Below are 15387 nucleotides of genomic sequence, written 5' to 3' on the forward strand. Positions count from 1 at the left end.
GGGCACTCTCTCGATATGGAATGGAAAGATTCCTGTATCGGCTGAGTGCATCATCCTATACTGACTGCTTCATTCTCAAGGGAGCCAGTCTGTTTCTGGTTTGGATGGGACAAAACTACCGCGTAACCCGAGACGCCGACCTGCTTTGCTTTGGATCTCCGGATTTGAATAATCTTGCAGGGATATTTCGTGAAATCTGTACGATCGGCTGTAACTCTGACGGTATGGTTTACAAGACAGAAACACTAAAGGCTGAGGAGATTCGGGAAGGTCTGAAATATGAAAGGGCTCGAGTAACCCTCGTCGGGATTCTGAATACGGCCAGGATTCCTCTGCAGATTGACATCGGTTTTGGAGATGCCATTACCCCGGCTCCTGAAAATATTGAATCCCCGACACTACTCGAAACTCCTCCGCCAAAACTAAAAGCCTATCCTCGATACACACTCGTTGCCGAAAAACTGGAAGCCATGGTTCAACTGGATTTGGCAAATAGCAGAATGAACGATTTTTACGATATATGGCTCAGCTCAAAGCTTTTCCCTTTTGAGGGAACCATCCTCATCAAAGCCATAAAAAATATCTTTGCCCGACGAAAAACAGCTCTCCCAAACGGAGCACCCTTTGCGTTTACTTCAGAATTTTATGAAGATCAGCAAAAAAAAGTGCAGTGGAATGCCTTTATCAAAAAAGTAAAGCCAAATGTTCATGTTGAGAGTCTGTCGATAGTAACAGCCGAGATTTCCAGATTCCTGCAGCCGGTTATTGACAGTATCCAATCAGCCTCAAGTTTCGAAGAAGAATGGCTACCCGAAAAAGGCTGGACGTTAAAACACTAAATCCCCGGGCTCCCGTCTCCCGTCTTCCATCCGTGAAAATCCGATTTCGATCAGCGGAAACCGCGTTCTTACTCTTATTGCCGGATAGCGAGACAGCGGGATGGCGCAATAGCAAGAAAAAATAACCCGGAGCACTCACCCCAATAATCCGTGCCAATCCGTGAAAATCCGTGGGCAAAAATCTTCCTCTTCAATCTTCTCTACAGTCCCTTTATAAATAATAATAACGAGCGTCCCCTAAGTCTCTTAAAATCTTCCTCTTCAATCCCACAACATCCCCCTCCCTGGTAGCAAGTTGAGCTGCAAAACAGCGTCCCCTACTATGTTCCGACATCGCTATACTCCCTGGATTTTCACGGAATAAAAACCCCCTCAAGTGTTTGGGCGGTGAGAATGGCTTCGGCCCATGCTTCCAATTCCTGCTCGGTGGCGCGGCTTAGCTTCTCGGCAGCCCACTCCGGCAACATACCAAAACGACGCTCCAACTGCCTTTTCAGCAGCCTGGATTCCCCTTCTACACGACCCTGTGCCATACCCTGGCTCATACCTTTAGCTATACCGATTCGTTCTATGCTCGTAATATATTCCACTTTTTCTCTCTCCTCAATTGTTTCGATTTCGTCAAAAAACAGACTGTTCAACCATAATGGCATTTTCATCAGCCAATCCAACATGACCGTCATCTGGCAGGATGGCAAACCGAAAATCATTGTCCCCAACGAACAGCATCAAACACAGGGACATCCACAAACAGGTAACGCTGTGTAATCGGAAACTGAAAATCCCCAACGCCCCAAAAAGGCACACCCCCGCGCCGCTGGCGCAACCAGTGACCAGTGAAAGCTACTGTAACACTCGAACCAAAAAGGTGAGCGGGTTTGGTAGAGGTTTCTGAGTGTTTCTCTACACGGTCGATAACTCCCGCCGGCGGATAGATGGGGCCTAACTCGTTCGCATGTTCAATCTGCGGAACACGGTAAACCCATAGTTCCGCCTTACAATTTGTAAGGCAATCAAACCGCAAGGAATGACCATGGAGCTGTGGGCAGAAGATCAAGGAGAAAGCGAATGCTGGCCTGTAATGGACCAGATAGGGGTTGCAACATCACCCCATGCGAAAGCAGGCAGACTTCCTTGAGGTCTCGCGCTACAGAAATGCCGGAGAACCTGCATTATGATGGAAAGCAAATGTACGTGGATTTATATCCATGTGTGCGCCATCAAGATCATTGTGATCAAGCAGGCTGCGGTTCTACTGTAGAGGCAAGGACTATATCCTTACTGGGTGCACTTGTGTGCTTTTGCGAGGCTTGAGCCCGGTACGGTGAAAGTCGTACGCCGGGTTCTGAGGGGACGGTGGCGTAGTAATACGCCGCTGTTACCCGATAATACTCAGGCATTCGAAGGACCGCTCCATGTCATCTTCGAAGAGGCCTACTCGTTCATCATACGGAACACCCCGACCGTACCCGCGCTTCATCAAAGGATCGGCAAAACGCATCCATTCACCACTCTACCCCGAAGATACCGTCCGCGAGGCCCTCATCAATGCCCTTGCACACCGTGACTACAGCTCCACTGCCGGAGGGGTCTGGCAATCCGATCCCGCACTTGGGGTTCGGGTTACCTTCCAGACCGGAGAAGTCACCGAGGAAGTCACCGAGGAAGTCACCGAGGAAGTCATGCGCCTGCTTCACGTCATGACCGATTCGATGAAGCGCTCAGAAATCCAGCACCACCTGGGGCTCAAGCACGAGGAGCACTTTCGCAGAGCCTATCTGCTGCCGGCTATGGAGGCGGGACTTATCGAAATGACCATCCCCGACAAACCCAGGAGCAGGTTGCAGCAATACCGGCTGACCGGAAAAGGGCTTCAGTTCCTGAAACAAACGGAGAAACGCTGAGGAGGAGGGATAGGGGTGAGGGTTTACCATTTCATCAACACGATGCACGCAGTCAGCAACCTCTCACTGAAGCGCCTGAGGGTATCAAGGCTCGACCAGCTGAACGGCCCGTTCGAATTCCTCGCTGCTGACCTGCTGGATCCACGGGATCGGCAAGCGCTCACAAACTTCAAAGCGGAGCTTGCCGGCACCAAGGCCATGATCTGTTTCAGCCGGTCATGGAGCAACCCGTTGCTGTGGGGGCACTATGCCGAAAAGCACACCGGAATGGCACTGGGATTTGATATCCCCGATGACTTCCTTCTTCGAGTCCACTACTCAGATGAACGGCCAAGAGTAGTCCTTGATCCGGAGACAAGGGAAGTCATCAATAAAGGGCAGGCTGTAGACCAACTGATCAGGACGAAATTCAGTGACTGGCACTATGAAGACGAATACAGGATGTTCGTTGACCTTGACCCCGCCACTCAGGAAGCGGGGAACCACTTCGTCGATTTCTCTTCAGAGCTCGTGCTCCGGGAAGTCGTGCCGGGGCTGAAATGCGAGCTGCCGATTCAGCGTATCCGCAAGCTTCTCAAGGATGAAAGCCAGCCGGTGAAGGTATTGAAAGCGGGAATGGATCCAGAAAAGTTCAAGGTCATCGAGGATCGGACTGCGCGAACCTGATCGGTCTCCACACGGTGGCAAAACCTGACGAAACCCCCGCCAGGCAAAGGTTTCAGTTTTCGCCTGCCACGATACAGGGGCGCGCCCCTCTGCATGAACTGACGGAAACTCAGGTAGCGCAATTCCACCCTACCGCCATATGCTGCGCGATGGTTGGAGTTGTTCACATATATCGCATGAGTCAATCCGCATCTACAACTACATCGACCAGAACCTCCAGCAACTGGCGAGGAAGTGGCAGAAGCGGAAGAACGGGTATCTCTGGCTGTGGGGTATCGGAATAGAGGCCGGAAAAGGCGGGGATGCGCTTCGGATGGGCTCCCAAGCCATCAAAACAAAAACATTTTGATTGTTCCCGACGCGCACGTATGTTGAAAGCAACACGCTCACCCCGCTTCCCCCTCAGATCAGCGCGCTCAGGGTGGGCTTTTTGTTTTCCCCTCTCCATCATCCGTCTCATGTGCGCCCCGGTCGCCCCACAGAAAATCATGACACATGGAGACTTGATGATGAAAATACCGAGTCCACCGCCCATTCCTTCCTATCTCCATATGCTGCGCGCCATAAAAAAATTATACCATATCGGGTATAAAACGACAGACTTTCTTTGTAAATATACCCGATATGATATAAATTCACAGTAACAACAACTTTTCATACCCGATCGGGCCTCTACATGACTGCTCTATCCACATTTATTCGTGAAAGACGAAAGTCGCTGGGGATGACCCAGCCAGAGCTTGCAGAGAAGGCCGGGACCGGGCTCAGGTTTATCCGTGATCTGGAGCAGGGTAAAAAGACATTGCGGATGGACAAGGTGAACCAGGTGCTGGACCTGTTTGGTTACGAACTTCGGCCAGTAGAGCAAAAGCGGGAGCAATAGCGCATGAGAAAGGCGGAAATCAAGTTCGAGGACCGGACGGCCGGCTGGCTGAGTCAGAATGAGGAGGGCTATCATTTCCTCTACGATGGGGACTATCTCGCTTCCGACAACCCTCATGCCGTCAGTCTTACCCTGCCGCTGCAAGAGGAGGCGTATTCCAGCAAGACCATGTTTCCGTTTTTCGACGGGTTGATTCCTGAGGGCTGGCTTCTTGACATTGCTGAGAAGAACTGGAAACTCAACCCACGGGATCGTATGGGACTCCTGCTGATCTGCTGCCAGGATTGCATCGGCGCGGTAAGCGTCCATCCACTCATAACGAAATAAGCTATGCACGCTCGCTGCCTGTGCTGCTATCAGCCATTGTCGGCAGGGGAGAGTGCCTTTCACGCCCGCTGCAGCAAAAAGATGTTCGGGTCAGTGACGCCTCCAATCTTGCCGTATGATGAAACAGAACTTGAAGCGCTGGCGCTTACGGTGGTTCGCAATCATGTGACCATACCTGGCGTGCAGCCAAAGCTTTCGCTGCATCTTGACCGCCCCGAAAAAAGACTGAAACCGCAGCGATTCACCATTGTTGGCCTTTGGGGGAAGTATATCCTCAAGCCACCATCCCCTTCATATCCCCAGCTTCCCGAGATTGAAGATCTAACCATGCATATGGCGGAGACGGTAAAAATCAGGACCGTTCCGCATTGCCTGATCCGGATGCGCTCTGGAGCCCTTGCCTACATCACCCGCCGCATTGATCGGCCAAAAAACGGCAAAGTGCATATGGAGGACATGTGCCAGCTGACGGAACGCCTGACTGAAGACAAGTATCACGGCTCATATGAGCAAATCGCTAAAGCCATTCGCCGATACTCGCTCAACCCGGGACTCGATGTCATTGATTTCTATGAGATGGTTGCGTTCAGCTTCCTGACCGGAAACAGCGACATGCACCTGAAAAACTTCTCGCTGCTCGATGTGGGTGGCATGGGCGGTACAGGGTACAGCCTTGCTCCAGCCTACGATATGCTTGCGACCGGGCTTGTCAATCCTGCCGATACAGAGGAGCTCGCCTTAACCCTCAACGGAAAGAAGAGTCGACTCCGGCTGCAAGACTTCCAGAGAGCATGGAGCACAAGTCAAGTGGACACGAAGGTTCAGGAGCGGATGCTGAAGAAATTCCAGAATGCAATGCCTGCATGGGAGCAGCTCATCGCCAACAGTTTTCTCGGGCAAGGCATGAAGGCCGCCTATCTGGAACTGATCCATGCGAAATTTTCCCAGCTGGGACTTTGAAGGGTGCCTGCGTAAAGTCAGCAGCTCCACTGGACTGTACTTCAGCACAGGAACTGGTCTCAGGAGAAGCAGAAATGCAGCACCAGACCGGATTGGATACCGCCGAGATCAATAGATAGAAACAGCCGGGGTCCCGCCCAGTCATGCGGCATCACTTGAAGCCCCACCGGACTTTTGGCTGCTCTTACGTATAGAACAGCCGGGGTTGGTGTAGAAACAGCCGGGGTCCGTCCCCGTATGCAGCATCACCAGGGTTCCACCGGACTTCGGCTGCTCCGGACTTCGGCTGTTCCGGACTTCGGCTGTTCCTTACTACAAAGGAGGGGGCAAGGTGCTAGCGGGGCGTGAGAGGCGGATAGTCAGGGAACCCCACCATAGCCCATCGGAAGGGTAACGCATCGCACTGAGGCCCCAACAGCAAGAAAAGGGCGCTCGAAATAAAGCTTTCCTGAGAAATTATTATTCAATATATTTTCTAAAGGTAGCCGCAGAGAACCCAAGAAGTCAACACCATGATACAAGCATCGCCACTGCAAGAAAACCAGCGCCAAAAAGTGCTTTCGAAGGCAATCATCCGCACGGCCGGAACGCTCGGGCTCTCAAATGCAAAACTGGCTGCCATCATCGGCCTCAGCCCATCAACCATCACCCGGCTCGGCAAAGGCACCTACCTGTTGAACGAAGGAAAAAAAGAGTGGGAATTCGGGACCCTGTTCATACGGCTGTTCCGCTCTCTCGACTCCATCACCGGAGGCAATGACGAAGCCTCAAGAACCTGGCTGGAAAGCGCGAACAGCGCACTTGCCGGACAAAAACCTGTTGATCTCATAGCAACCACCGAGGGACTCATCCATGTCGTTACCTACCTGGACGCCAAGCGAGGTATCATCTAAAGCCAGCGTTGGTTCAAAGAACATATGGCGGATGGTTGAAAATCAACATGTCGCCGCTACGATGAAAATCGTGGACACGCTCTTTGAACAGGAACTCCTGGAAACCATCATTGAGGAACAGAAACCCGCTATCCCCACTGAAGCCGTAACACTCGACTACCTGCTCTTCACCCCATTTCGCTACCTGCCGCCAACGGGTGGTTCAAGATTTCGCGGCACCGATGACCCGGGCGTGTTTTACGGGGCGGAACGCATCCACACCGCAGCCGCTGAAATAAGTTATCGCAGATGGCAATTCCTGCAGGATACAACCGGTCTCAACCGCCTGCCTCCAACGCAATACACCGCATTTTCAATACCTGTCGCCGGGTTGATGGTTGACTTGAGATGTCATCCATTCGACAAAGATGCCGGGTATTGGCTGCACCCCCATGATTACCAGGCAACCCAGCAATTTGGACGAACTGCCAGGGAAGCCTCGATTGATGCCATCATCTACCAATCCGTAAGAGACCCTGAACCGCACTTCTGCATGGCACTCCTCACGACCACTGCCTTTCAGGCAGACAAGCCGCGAAACCTGCAGAACTGGACGATGACCATGTTGGAGAAAGAGGCCGTCTGGCAAACCTGGGGAGAAACAACCCTCTCATGGAAACCCTGAGGGTAATGGCCCGAAGTTGCAGCAATGGACATGCTCCGTTGTCAAGGGACACTGCAAGCTGACCCCCGAAAGCGCTCCATCGGGAACGCAACCCGCCGCACCGGCTAAGGCCCCGACTAGCGGTACAGATCGTATTCTCTGACAGCCCGGTAAAGATGATAGATCTTCTCAGCAATTTTGGCACCGGTAGCCTTCCGAATCCGCTTCATCGTGTTCTCAACACTACCAATGCGAGCCTTACCATCATGACTTAACTGAGGTCCGCATCTGCTCAACTCCTTGATAACCCACCGCCAGTCAGCTTGGAGTTCAAGCGGAAAGTCTTTTTCCGTAAGAGGATGAAATCCAAGAAAGGCTGCCATCAGGCGCTCCCGTACATCACCAGGATGCGTTGCCAAGCACTCAACGGCAACGGAAAGCTTTTCAACAGCATAATGATACTGATGCACGGGCATTGAGTCCCTGGTCCCCTCAATTGCAGGGCTCAATTCAGACTCCACACTGCACGGCGGAACATACCGCCTTCCCATCAAGCCAACCCTTATATACCAGAATGTCAACCGCCTTTCTGATCTGACGCTCCCGGAACTGCTCCTTCCGCTTCCCCCAGGCATACACGCCCTTGACGACATCATCCAGAGAGGCAACATCCTGCTGGCTGGCCACCCAGTGCACCGTCGACAGGAGCTCAAGACCGAAGGAAGACTCAAAACCCTCCACCAGGTGCCCGACCCTGTCCAAACGCTCCCGCGTAGCCGCTTCCCCCTCAAGAAAACGCCGGGCATCATCCAATGCTCCGCTCATCAACGAAAGTGGCTTATCAGGCTGATCACCCCCATCATCATACCCCGAAATCCTATGCCCTTCGAGCGCCTTGAGCACATGACGAAGGTTCTCTGCATAGGGGCCGTAATGCCCTTTGGTGAATGACAGCCGTAGCGGTTCCCCGCTCACCTGCATGAAGTACATCAGTTTATGCACCTCGAGAAGCGAGATAAACGGATCCAGCAAACCATCCCTATAGCGCGCCATCAAACAAAGCAGCGCTGCTCGCCCGGCGGTCATCTTCGGAACATCCCGGGTATGGTTGTTGCGACGAACGGCATGAGGATCCTCAGCAGGCTCATACACTAACACACGAACCCCCTCGACGTCATGAAAAGCCTCCTCGATCAAGGCACGCACATCCGGCCAATAGAGGCCGCCGAGGCCGCTGCCCAGGGGAGGGATGGCTATGGAAGTAATCCCTCGAGACCTGATCTCCCCTACCAGGTCCTGCAACCCGGACTTGATATCCTGAAGGCGGCTCTGCTCCCGCCAATGCCTCTTCGTAGGGAAATTGATGATGTAGCGCGGATTGGTCAGTTGCCCTGTCTCATAGACAAACATCTTCCCCGGCACCACCTCTTCACGGCGGCACGCCGCTGCATATGCATTGAAATTCTCCGGATAGACGTTCTTGAACTGCAAGGCAATACCACGACCCATGACACCGACACAGTTGACGGTGTTCACCAGAGCCTCGGCTTCTTCAGCCAGAAGATTCCCCTTCTTATATGCAATCATAGTTACGGCCTCCTCATATCTCAATAATACCAATCACGCCGAACTTCAACAAGAGGATCATACCCATACCCGCCAAGAGCCTCCTGAACCTTCCCATGAATATCCGGAGAGTGCACGCCCACCCGTTCAACAAGTTCAAATGGACATCTCTGCTCCAAAAGGAATTCAGCCTGTTTCCCCTCCTTCCTGTCCCGCCAGTTTCTGGCATTGACCGCATCCCAATCAATTTCGACAAGCTGCCGGAGATCACTCCGGTCCTCAAAGTACACTGAGCCGGCATTGGTCAAGGTAAAGGCCCATCGCAACGCATCGTCTTCCGCCCAGGCAACGGCTTTCTGAAGATCCACCTCCAAATGAACAATCGGACCCTGCCCGCCATGATAGGACAGTTGCGGGTGGTTCTCCCTATGCAGCATAAAGAGCATCACGGAACGGGGACAGAAATAGAACGGTACGCACTCCCCCACATGCAAACCCGGTCGGCTGTCAAGAGGCAACCGGCGCCGCCGCTGCTTAATATCAGCCATCCCTATCCCAGTGCCCGGAGAGGCTCGACGCTCAACCTCCGCGTCACACCACAAATGCCCATCCGCCAATACCGAGGCAAGCTTATCGATGTGTACGATATGGTAGATCTTGGTATCTGACGGCTGCATTCTTTCACTCCCTGAACGTGATTGAGACAACACACAAACAACTGCTCTCGGCAAGCCTCGCCATCACCCTGCCCTGCCTGTATTGTCGCCGTCTGCCCGAACGTTCCTTCGACTGCGTTCCAGACTTCTTCGCCTTCCCTGATCTGCCGCCGGCGAACCCATTTCTTCTCAACATCCTTCGGATGCCAACCTGGGGATTCCTACTTTCCAAAATATGAGGAATCTTAATTTCCGATTTCAGACCCGCTCTGCAGCCCAGCGCAGCACCGAAACCGTTGCTGGAACACCCGTCATGCGTTCACTATTGATTTTCAGTCACTCGCAAATGAGGTTAATGTGGCGAAGTCAGGAAAGTTCCGATCGATAGTGCAGCAGCAAATGAAAAAGGCCTCGCACAACAGCAAAGCCTCTCACAGGATCAAGCGGGCAGCCAGCATCACTCAGAGGCTTCCGGCTCGGCCTCTCCGGAACTCCGGACGAACACCCTGCCTGCGATAAAGACCGCGGCAAGCCCTATCAAATCGAGGCCACCGATAATGGATGCCGTTACTTCGTGGCCGCTGAAAGCGAGCCCTGCAGCAATAACAAGGGCCAGCGAACAGATGAAGAGGGCATAATGCTGGCCCCGGGTGGCCTGCCGCATCTGCTCTCTGGCAAGAAGGGATTCCGTGTCGATTCTATGCTCGAGCTGTTTTTCGGCCATGCGCAGAATCCGCTCGGCACTGCCCGGTACTACATCATCATATCCGGCAAGAACGGAGGGGTGCGGCAACGGACCCGCAAACTCCTGACGGATAAGGCTTACCTGTCCCGAATCCTGAGGTTGCCATCGGCCGAACCGCTCTCCTCGTGTATGTTATCTGGAAGGTCGCGAGGCATTCTTTCGTGTTGCTTTAGGAGCCGGGCTACTCTTTACGGCCACGGTCGCCTTGCGGATTTCATTGCCGACAATCCCCCAGTCACTGCGAAGCGCCCTGATATCATCCGAGGCATCACCGATCTTGACAGGGCGAGTGGATGCACCGGCAAGATTAAAGACGCTGCCGGCTCCGGAGAGGGTATACTTGTGCTTCATCATCATTTTCATTGCGTGGTCCAATTCGCCTTTTTTCGAGAGCGACACAATGGTAGACTTAACACATCCTGACGACTATTTGATCATTAGCGAACAAAAAACGGCACAATTGCTGCCTTCCGTACCCACCACAGCATATGCGGCAAGGCTCTCGGCTATTATGGATTAAGATCGGCGGCGTAACCATCCCCTACCACCCGCTTCACCTCGGCATACCATTGACGGAGCCATTCCAGGTAGTGCATCGGCCTTATCCGCTGAGCATCGAACAGTTCAATCCAGTACTTTGCCTTCTCCTTATCCCCGATAACTTCAAGTGCAGATACGCAACCGCAACCGCGAACTGCTCACGACCCGGAAATGGCCAGTTGGTAGATCCTGTTACCCGGGCTCGTGACTTGCAATGATTGACTGTAGGTTCTTTCTGGAATATACCGTATAAGTATAAAGAGGAAAACCGGGCATTCTCTGTAGTGCCGGCATACTCGCTTGAGAGCTGCTTCCGAACCAGTAGAAAAATGATTACAAGCAAAGATGGATCAAGTTGACGAAAGTCAGGCCAGGATGACCTCGGTCAACTGAAGAAAAAACCACGGAGATGGCATGAGTTCGACCTCCTATCCACACTGGGCTGTTGTTGCTGGATCGATCATGTTGGTTCTGGCATGGTATCGCTTTTTCAGAAGCTACCAACGATTCACGGCAACGGTGCGAACGAACATCCACCAGAATGTTACGCTCACCGTTCCGATCATCTTTCTTGTTCCAATCTTCAATATCCCCGCACAACTGCGTCTTGCGTTCAAAATTCACAGGATATTGCACGGCCATCCAACTATCCCGAATCGGAAGCGAAACAGGTTCCTTGTGCTTGCCCTTGTTTTCATCATCTGCCAATGCTTGGCACTTATCCCCCAACTCCTGATCCCGGCAAGTACCCTCGGGATCATCACGTTCCTGCTGTTCCGGGCTGAAATCTCATCTCTGGGCAAGGCACTACAACAAGAGCAATCAATCCCGAATCCCTCGTCATGCGAGCCAACTCAACCAACCTGAAACCATCAGCCCCCATCCAACCTAAGCAAGCGACCGCCAGACGTCTGGGGCAGAATCCCTCGGAATCAGCCACGTACCTCAACGAAAAATGACTAAAAACCCGTAAATTGATCTTGGCTCACACGTCTTCTTGTAGCTGTTTCCCCAAAACCCGCATGACCGACGAGAACGAAGCAGAACCACCTTCACGCCCCAACGGTGCGTCTTGGCAGCGCTCTAGCATGCCGGCGACTTCCAGGCGCTCAAGCACCTTCTTCACGGCCGACTTGGACGCAGAGCCGAAAATATTTCCATCAACCGGGCGCAGGACGGCAGCGCCCGGTGCTGTGCGTAGTAGCGCTGCAGGGTCGCCAGGCGCTTATGGTCGTGGAGGGTGCTGTGAGTCAGGTACGGAGAATTTGTTGTAACTGCTTTTTTATACGAATCGCCTAGCAGTCTGTCGGACTTACAGGAAACATGTACCTTATTCACCTGGAATACACTCCTACTCTTCGTCATTGCGAGCGTAGCGAAGTAATCCATGCGTTAATTCAGCAAGATGGATTGCCACGTCGCTACGCTCCTCGCAATGACGGAAGAAACTATGGCAAAGTCCGACAGGCTGCTAGCAATGAAGACATCGAACTTGCCCGATTCAGACGCCATGAGCGCCGACGAGCGCGTGGCCGAAGTGGTCACCGTCCTGGTGCGCCGGTGCTTGACCCACATTGAAGGTTCCGGACAAACCATCCGGGATAGCGCGGTTCACCTTGGCTTTTCTGGCCGGCCGCGAGTTCATACAATCCCCTATCCACAGGAGTTGCAATGAACGAGAAACAAGCATCTGTTGCCGCGCAGATTGCCGATCTGGCGTGCCGGCCAATGTCCGAGCTTTGGGCAATATGGGACCGGTATTTTCCAAACCGACCCGAATACCCGAACCGTATGCACGTGGAATCGCGAATCGCCTACAAGTTGCAGGAAGAAGCCTTCGGAGGCCTTGCGCCCGAGGTCAAGCGGCGACTGGAAGCCATTGGTTCCAATCACTCCAAAATCAAACTGCGCGCCAAGCCGCGTGAGTTTCATTTCGCACCTGGGACCAGGTTGCTGCGTCAATGGGGTGAGCGCGACCATTGCGTGACGGTCACAGCCGAAGGTCTTTTTGAATACGAAGGCCGCGCGTTCAGAAGCTTGACTGCTGTTGCCCGCCACATCACCGGCTCACACTGGTCAGGACCATTGTTCTTCGGGCTGGACAAAGAAAGTGCGCAATGAGTGAGATTACCGCTACCCGCACACACAAAAGATGCGCGGTCTACTGCCGGGTGTCCACCGACGAACGCCTGAGCCAGGAGTTCAATTCCATCGACGCACAAAAGGAGGCCGGTCAGGCTTACATCGTCAGTCAGCGCACCGAGGGTTGGATTCCGGTTGCCGACGACTACGACGATGGTGGATTTTCCGGTGGCAATATGGAGCGCCCGGCACTCAAACGCCTAATGATCGACATCGAAAAAGGGCTGATTGACATCGTGGTGGTCTACAAAATTGACCGCCTGACGCGCAGCCTTGCGGACTTCTCCAAGATGGTCGAGGTATTCGAGCGCCAAAAGGTCTCATTCGTCTCGGTCACCCAGCAATTCAACACCACCACCTCCATGGGTCGCCTGATGCTGAATGTGCTATTGTCTTTCGCGCAGTTTGAACGCGAGGTCACGGGCGAGCGCATCCGGGACAAGATCGCCGCCAGCAAACGCAAGGGCATGTGGATGGGCGGTGTGCCCCCGATGGGCTATGACGTGGATAAACGCCAGCTGGTCATCAACGAGTCCGAAGCAGCAGTGGTCCGGCGAATTTTTGAGGACATGCTGACCATCGGCTCACCCACGCAAATCGCAGCCAATCTGACGCAGGAAGGAATCACCACCAAGGCCTGGACAACGCGTGACGGTCAAGCCCGGGCTGGAGCGCGCATTGACAAGAAGTTTCTTCACAAACTCTTGCGCAACCGAATCTACCTCGGCGAAATCGGACACAAAGGGAGCTGGTTCCCTGGCACTCATGAGGCCATCATAGACAAGGTTTTGTGGGACAAGGTCCACGAGATTCTGACCAAAGACGGTCACCAACGCTCGGTTGAGACCAAGACGCGCTCGCGCACCGACGCATTGCTGCGCGGCCTGCTTTACGCCCCAACTGGCGAGCGGATGTACCCGACCTATGCGAAAAAGAACGGACGGATGTACCGCTATTACGTAGCGCAGTCGGTGGCACGGCACGGTGCCCCAGGTAAAAACTACCAACGCCTGCCCGCTCTGGAGATTGAAGGGGCTGTTGAGGCTCAGATTCGTAATATACTAAGCAGCCCCGAGTCCATCGAATCCGTCGTGCGCCACATCAAGTACAACGGCGGACAAGTTGATGAAGCCACCGCAGTGTTGGCCATGGGGCGACTTTATAACGTCTGGGACCAGCTGTTCCCGCTCGAGCGCCACCGCATTGCCAATTTGATGATTGCGCGCGTCGATATTGTCCACATCGGCGAGGTGCAGGGCATAAAGGTGAAATGGCGTGAACTGGGCTGGAACGCTCTACTCGGCGAATTCACACCAAGCAGCATTGGCGAGGAACTGGTGGATTTCAAGGCCTGATGGACGACCACTTCGAAACTTTTGTACCTCTATCATTCCACCGCCGGGGTGCTCGGCGCGTGGCCAGCGACGATCGCCATAGCCACGACGTGACATTGCTGGAAGGCTTGGCAGGCGATTTCTACTGGCGGCACCCCATAGATATCGTTGTCATGAAATGCGGATCCGACATTGCCCGGGCCGAAGGCCTACACCCCTCGGTCCACAATACGTTAATGCGACTGACCCTCCACGCGCCCGACATCATTAAAAAGTTGATGTTGGGCAGACAGCCGCGCCGAATGACTTTGATCTGGCTCCAGCGCAACCCGCTGCTGGTGGATTGGGAAGCCCAGCGTCAGATCGTCAAACGCTTCGAGGAAAATGTATGAGCAAGAAGCACTTTGGTCAGTTCAAGGGTAATCCGGTCACCTACCAGTTAACCAGTCCAGCGGGTAGCGTGCAATTGGAAACCTTCGTACCCTGGACCCTGGTAAAACGGGGCGTGAAGAAACAGGTGATCTCTCCACTGGATGCGCCACAGGCCTATTTGTCGGAGCCTGCCCGCGAGCGGCAAATTCGGGAGACGGCGAAAGATACTGCACTCATGCGGGCGCTTGGCCTGGCGCATCATTGGCAACGGCTTCTCGACGAACACCGGGTTGGATCGGTGGCCGACATCGCCAAAGCCGAGGGTGTGGATGTGACGCATGTGCGCCGCCTCATGAGGCTGACGATCCTGGCACCTCAGGTCGTGGAACGGCTGGCGGACTCGCCTGACGCCATGCTGAAAAAGGTGATCCGCCGCCCCTGGCCCAACAGTTGGAGCGATCAGTTACGAGTGCTTGCATCGCTAGCTTGATCTCGAAAGCAAGGCGTCACCTTATAACGGCAGCGGCCAAGCCTAGAGTTGCAAGGGAAAAATGAACGGCTTAAGAAGCCAAAGCCCTCGATTGATAATAATTGCGTAAATATTCTGCTGGTGCAGAGGCGACTGGTTTCGAACCAACTCTCTCAACACCTGGGTACTGCTGAGGACAGTGAGTACCGTTTCGGGTGATTGTCCACTTTTCAGCAACCCCGCGCACGCGGACTTGGCTTCTTCCCCGAACAGCGCGTGAATGAGTCACTCCCCCACAGGACTGACCGCATGCCAAAAAAGATCGCACACCCACACGAATTCACACGATCGTATGAGCGATTGTTCCGTGGCTGCGCTACGCTACCCCAATGGACACTTTGATTCCCGCCTTCCTGCGCCGCCAGCGCAACCAGCGTCGTCTGACGCT

At 53.7% G+C, this 15387-nt stretch carries 20 protein-coding genes and 1 pseudogene; 14 read left to right on the top strand and 7 right to left on the bottom strand.

From position 1 onward, the window contains the following. The coding region (locus A3K90_RS04415) for a nucleotidyl transferase AbiEii/AbiGii toxin family protein (RefSeq protein ID WP_303681363.1) at positions 1-839 on the top strand (839 nt) is incomplete at its 5' end. Between the two features lie 353 nt (positions 840-1192). On the opposite strand, the gene A3K90_RS04420 is transcribed toward A3K90_RS04415, so the two are convergent. Further along, positions 1193-1513 carry a DUF4351 domain-containing protein gene (locus A3K90_RS04420; protein WP_303681364.1) on the bottom strand — a complete coding sequence of 107 codons (321 nt, stop codon included), beginning with the start codon at positions 1511-1513 and terminating at the stop codon, positions 1193-1195. Between the two features lie 741 nt (positions 1514-2254). On the opposite strand from A3K90_RS04420, the gene A3K90_RS04425 reads away from it, so the two are divergent. The 7 genes from A3K90_RS04425 (at position 2255) to A3K90_RS04455 (ending at position 7136) form a co-directional block, all read left to right on the top strand. Then, the gene (locus tag A3K90_RS04425) at positions 2255-2743 is read left to right on the top strand and encodes a Fic family protein (RefSeq protein ID WP_303681365.1); all 489 of its coding nucleotides are present in this window, start codon (positions 2255-2257) and stop codon (positions 2741-2743) included. Positions 2744-2785: 42 nt separating this feature from the next. Beyond that, entirely contained in the window at positions 2786-3409 is a 624-nt protein-coding gene (locus A3K90_RS04430; protein WP_303681366.1) for a DUF2971 domain-containing protein, read from the top strand. Positions 3410-4085: 676 nt separating this feature from the next. Continuing rightward, a complete protein-coding gene (locus tag A3K90_RS04435; protein ID WP_149997963.1) occupies positions 4086-4292 on the top strand; it encodes a helix-turn-helix transcriptional regulator in 207 nt (68 codons plus the stop codon). A gap of 3 nt (positions 4293-4295) precedes the next feature. Continuing rightward, complete coding sequence (locus A3K90_RS04440; protein WP_011889902.1) at positions 4296-4619, top strand: HipA N-terminal domain-containing protein; 324 nt, start codon at positions 4296-4298, stop codon at positions 4617-4619. Between the two features lie 3 nt (positions 4620-4622). Then, positions 4623-5579: a HipA domain-containing protein gene (locus tag A3K90_RS04445; protein ID WP_369690406.1), complete on the top strand. Its 957-nt coding sequence runs from the start codon at positions 4623-4625 to the stop codon at positions 5577-5579. A gap of 512 nt (positions 5580-6091) precedes the next feature. Next, entirely contained in the window at positions 6092-6472 is a 381-nt protein-coding gene (locus A3K90_RS04450) for an antitoxin Xre/MbcA/ParS toxin-binding domain-containing protein (RefSeq protein WP_011889900.1), read from the top strand. Positions 6473-6503: 31 nt separating this feature from the next. Further along, positions 6504-7136, top strand: coding sequence for an RES family NAD+ phosphorylase (locus A3K90_RS04455; RefSeq protein ID WP_303681368.1), 633 nt, complete (start codon positions 6504-6506; stop codon positions 7134-7136). Positions 7137-7252: 116 nt separating this feature from the next. On the opposite strand, the gene A3K90_RS04460 is transcribed toward A3K90_RS04455, so the two are convergent. The 6 genes and pseudogenes from A3K90_RS04460 to A3K90_RS04485 all read right to left on the bottom strand — a co-directional run bounded on the left by A3K90_RS04460 (position 7253) and on the right by A3K90_RS04485 (position 10439). Beyond that, complete coding sequence (locus A3K90_RS04460; RefSeq protein ID WP_303681369.1) at positions 7253-7591, bottom strand: hypothetical protein; 339 nt, start codon at positions 7589-7591, stop codon at positions 7253-7255. A gap of 34 nt (positions 7592-7625) precedes the next feature. Continuing rightward, positions 7626-8702, bottom strand: a complete 1077-nt coding sequence (locus A3K90_RS04465; RefSeq protein ID WP_303681370.1) for a macro domain-containing protein — start codon at positions 8700-8702, stop codon at positions 7626-7628. A gap of 20 nt (positions 8703-8722) precedes the next feature. Next, positions 8723-9358, bottom strand: coding sequence for a DUF4433 domain-containing protein (locus A3K90_RS04470; protein WP_303681371.1), 636 nt, complete (start codon positions 9356-9358; stop codon positions 8723-8725). Positions 9359-9371: 13 nt separating this feature from the next. Further along, positions 9372-9559 (bottom strand): annotated as a pseudogene (locus A3K90_RS04475) (IS5/IS1182 family transposase); the annotation flags it as partial. A gap of 235 nt (positions 9560-9794) precedes the next feature. Then, the gene (locus A3K90_RS04480) at positions 9795-10130 is read right to left on the bottom strand and encodes a DUF2335 domain-containing protein (RefSeq protein ID WP_303681372.1); all 336 of its coding nucleotides are present in this window, start codon (positions 10128-10130) and stop codon (positions 9795-9797) included. 84 nt (positions 10131-10214) lie between these two features. Next, a complete protein-coding gene (locus A3K90_RS04485; protein ID WP_126343198.1) occupies positions 10215-10439 on the bottom strand; it encodes a hypothetical protein in 225 nt (74 codons plus the stop codon). 597 nt (positions 10440-11036) lie between these two features. Here A3K90_RS04485 and A3K90_RS04490 point away from each other — a divergent pair. The 6 genes from A3K90_RS04490 to A3K90_RS10285 form a co-directional block, all read left to right on the top strand. After that, positions 11037-11489: a hypothetical protein gene (locus A3K90_RS04490; RefSeq protein WP_303681373.1), complete on the top strand. Its 453-nt coding sequence runs from the start codon at positions 11037-11039 to the stop codon at positions 11487-11489. 804 nt (positions 11490-12293) lie between these two features. Further along, positions 12294-12743, top strand: a complete 450-nt coding sequence (locus tag A3K90_RS04495) for a DUF2924 domain-containing protein (protein WP_303681374.1) — start codon at positions 12294-12296, stop codon at positions 12741-12743. Further along, positions 12740-14119 (top strand): recombinase family protein, encoded by a 1380-nt coding sequence (locus A3K90_RS04500; protein ID WP_303681375.1) that lies wholly within the window; start codon positions 12740-12742, stop codon positions 14117-14119. The genes A3K90_RS04495 and A3K90_RS04500 overlap by 4 nt, the downstream gene beginning before the upstream one ends. After that, the gene (locus tag A3K90_RS04505; RefSeq protein WP_303681376.1) at positions 14119-14490 is read left to right on the top strand and encodes a hypothetical protein; all 372 of its coding nucleotides are present in this window, start codon (positions 14119-14121) and stop codon (positions 14488-14490) included. Before A3K90_RS04500 ends, A3K90_RS04505 begins: the two co-directional genes overlap by 1 nt. After that, positions 14487-14960, top strand: a complete 474-nt coding sequence (locus A3K90_RS04510; RefSeq protein WP_303681377.1) for a hypothetical protein — start codon at positions 14487-14489, stop codon at positions 14958-14960. The genes A3K90_RS04505 and A3K90_RS04510 overlap by 4 nt, the downstream gene beginning before the upstream one ends. A 368-nt stretch (positions 14961-15328) precedes the next feature. Continuing rightward, positions 15329-15387 (top strand): hypothetical protein (locus A3K90_RS10285; protein ID WP_369690407.1); only part of this gene is annotated, 59 nt, incomplete at its 3' end.

It is taken from the genome of Pelodictyon luteolum (genome assembly GCF_001622165.1).
Lineage (GTDB): Bacteria > Bacteroidota > Chlorobiia > Chlorobiales > Chlorobiaceae > Chlorobium > Chlorobium luteolum_B.

Coding starts and splice junctions, on each gene's coding strand:
- A3K90_RS04460 (WP_303681369.1), bottom strand. CDS start 7,591: ATGCCCGTGCATCAGTATCATTATGCTGTTGAAAAGCTTTCCGTTGCC.
- A3K90_RS04440 (WP_011889902.1), top strand. CDS start 4,296: ATGAGAAAGGCGGAAATCAAGTTCGAGGACCGGACGGCCGGCTGGCTG.
- A3K90_RS04500 (WP_303681375.1), top strand. CDS start 12,740: ATGAGTGAGATTACCGCTACCCGCACACACAAAAGATGCGCGGTCTAC.
- A3K90_RS04445 (WP_369690406.1), top strand. CDS start 4,623: ATGCACGCTCGCTGCCTGTGCTGCTATCAGCCATTGTCGGCAGGGGAG.
- A3K90_RS04430 (WP_303681366.1), top strand. CDS start 2,786: ATGCACGCAGTCAGCAACCTCTCACTGAAGCGCCTGAGGGTATCAAGG.
- A3K90_RS04470 (WP_303681371.1), bottom strand. CDS start 9,358: ATGCAGCCGTCAGATACCAAGATCTACCATATCGTACACATCGATAAG.
- A3K90_RS04420 (WP_303681364.1), bottom strand. CDS start 1,513: ATGTTGGATTGGCTGATGAAAATGCCATTATGGTTGAACAGTCTGTTT.
- A3K90_RS04450 (WP_011889900.1), top strand. CDS start 6,092: ATGATACAAGCATCGCCACTGCAAGAAAACCAGCGCCAAAAAGTGCTT.
- A3K90_RS04435 (WP_149997963.1), top strand. CDS start 4,086: ATGACTGCTCTATCCACATTTATTCGTGAAAGACGAAAGTCGCTGGGG.
- A3K90_RS04495 (WP_303681374.1), top strand. CDS start 12,294: ATGAACGAGAAACAAGCATCTGTTGCCGCGCAGATTGCCGATCTGGCG.
- A3K90_RS04490 (WP_303681373.1), top strand. CDS start 11,037: ATGAGTTCGACCTCCTATCCACACTGGGCTGTTGTTGCTGGATCGATC.
- A3K90_RS04485 (WP_126343198.1), bottom strand. CDS start 10,439: ATGATGATGAAGCACAAGTATACCCTCTCCGGAGCCGGCAGCGTCTTT.
- A3K90_RS04505 (WP_303681376.1), top strand. CDS start 14,119: ATGGACGACCACTTCGAAACTTTTGTACCTCTATCATTCCACCGCCGG.
- A3K90_RS04455 (WP_303681368.1), top strand. CDS start 6,504: ATGGTTGAAAATCAACATGTCGCCGCTACGATGAAAATCGTGGACACG.
- A3K90_RS04510 (WP_303681377.1), top strand. CDS start 14,487: ATGAGCAAGAAGCACTTTGGTCAGTTCAAGGGTAATCCGGTCACCTAC.
- A3K90_RS04425 (WP_303681365.1), top strand. CDS start 2,255: ATGTCATCTTCGAAGAGGCCTACTCGTTCATCATACGGAACACCCCGA.
- A3K90_RS04465 (WP_303681370.1), bottom strand. CDS start 8,702: ATGATTGCATATAAGAAGGGGAATCTTCTGGCTGAAGAAGCCGAGGCT.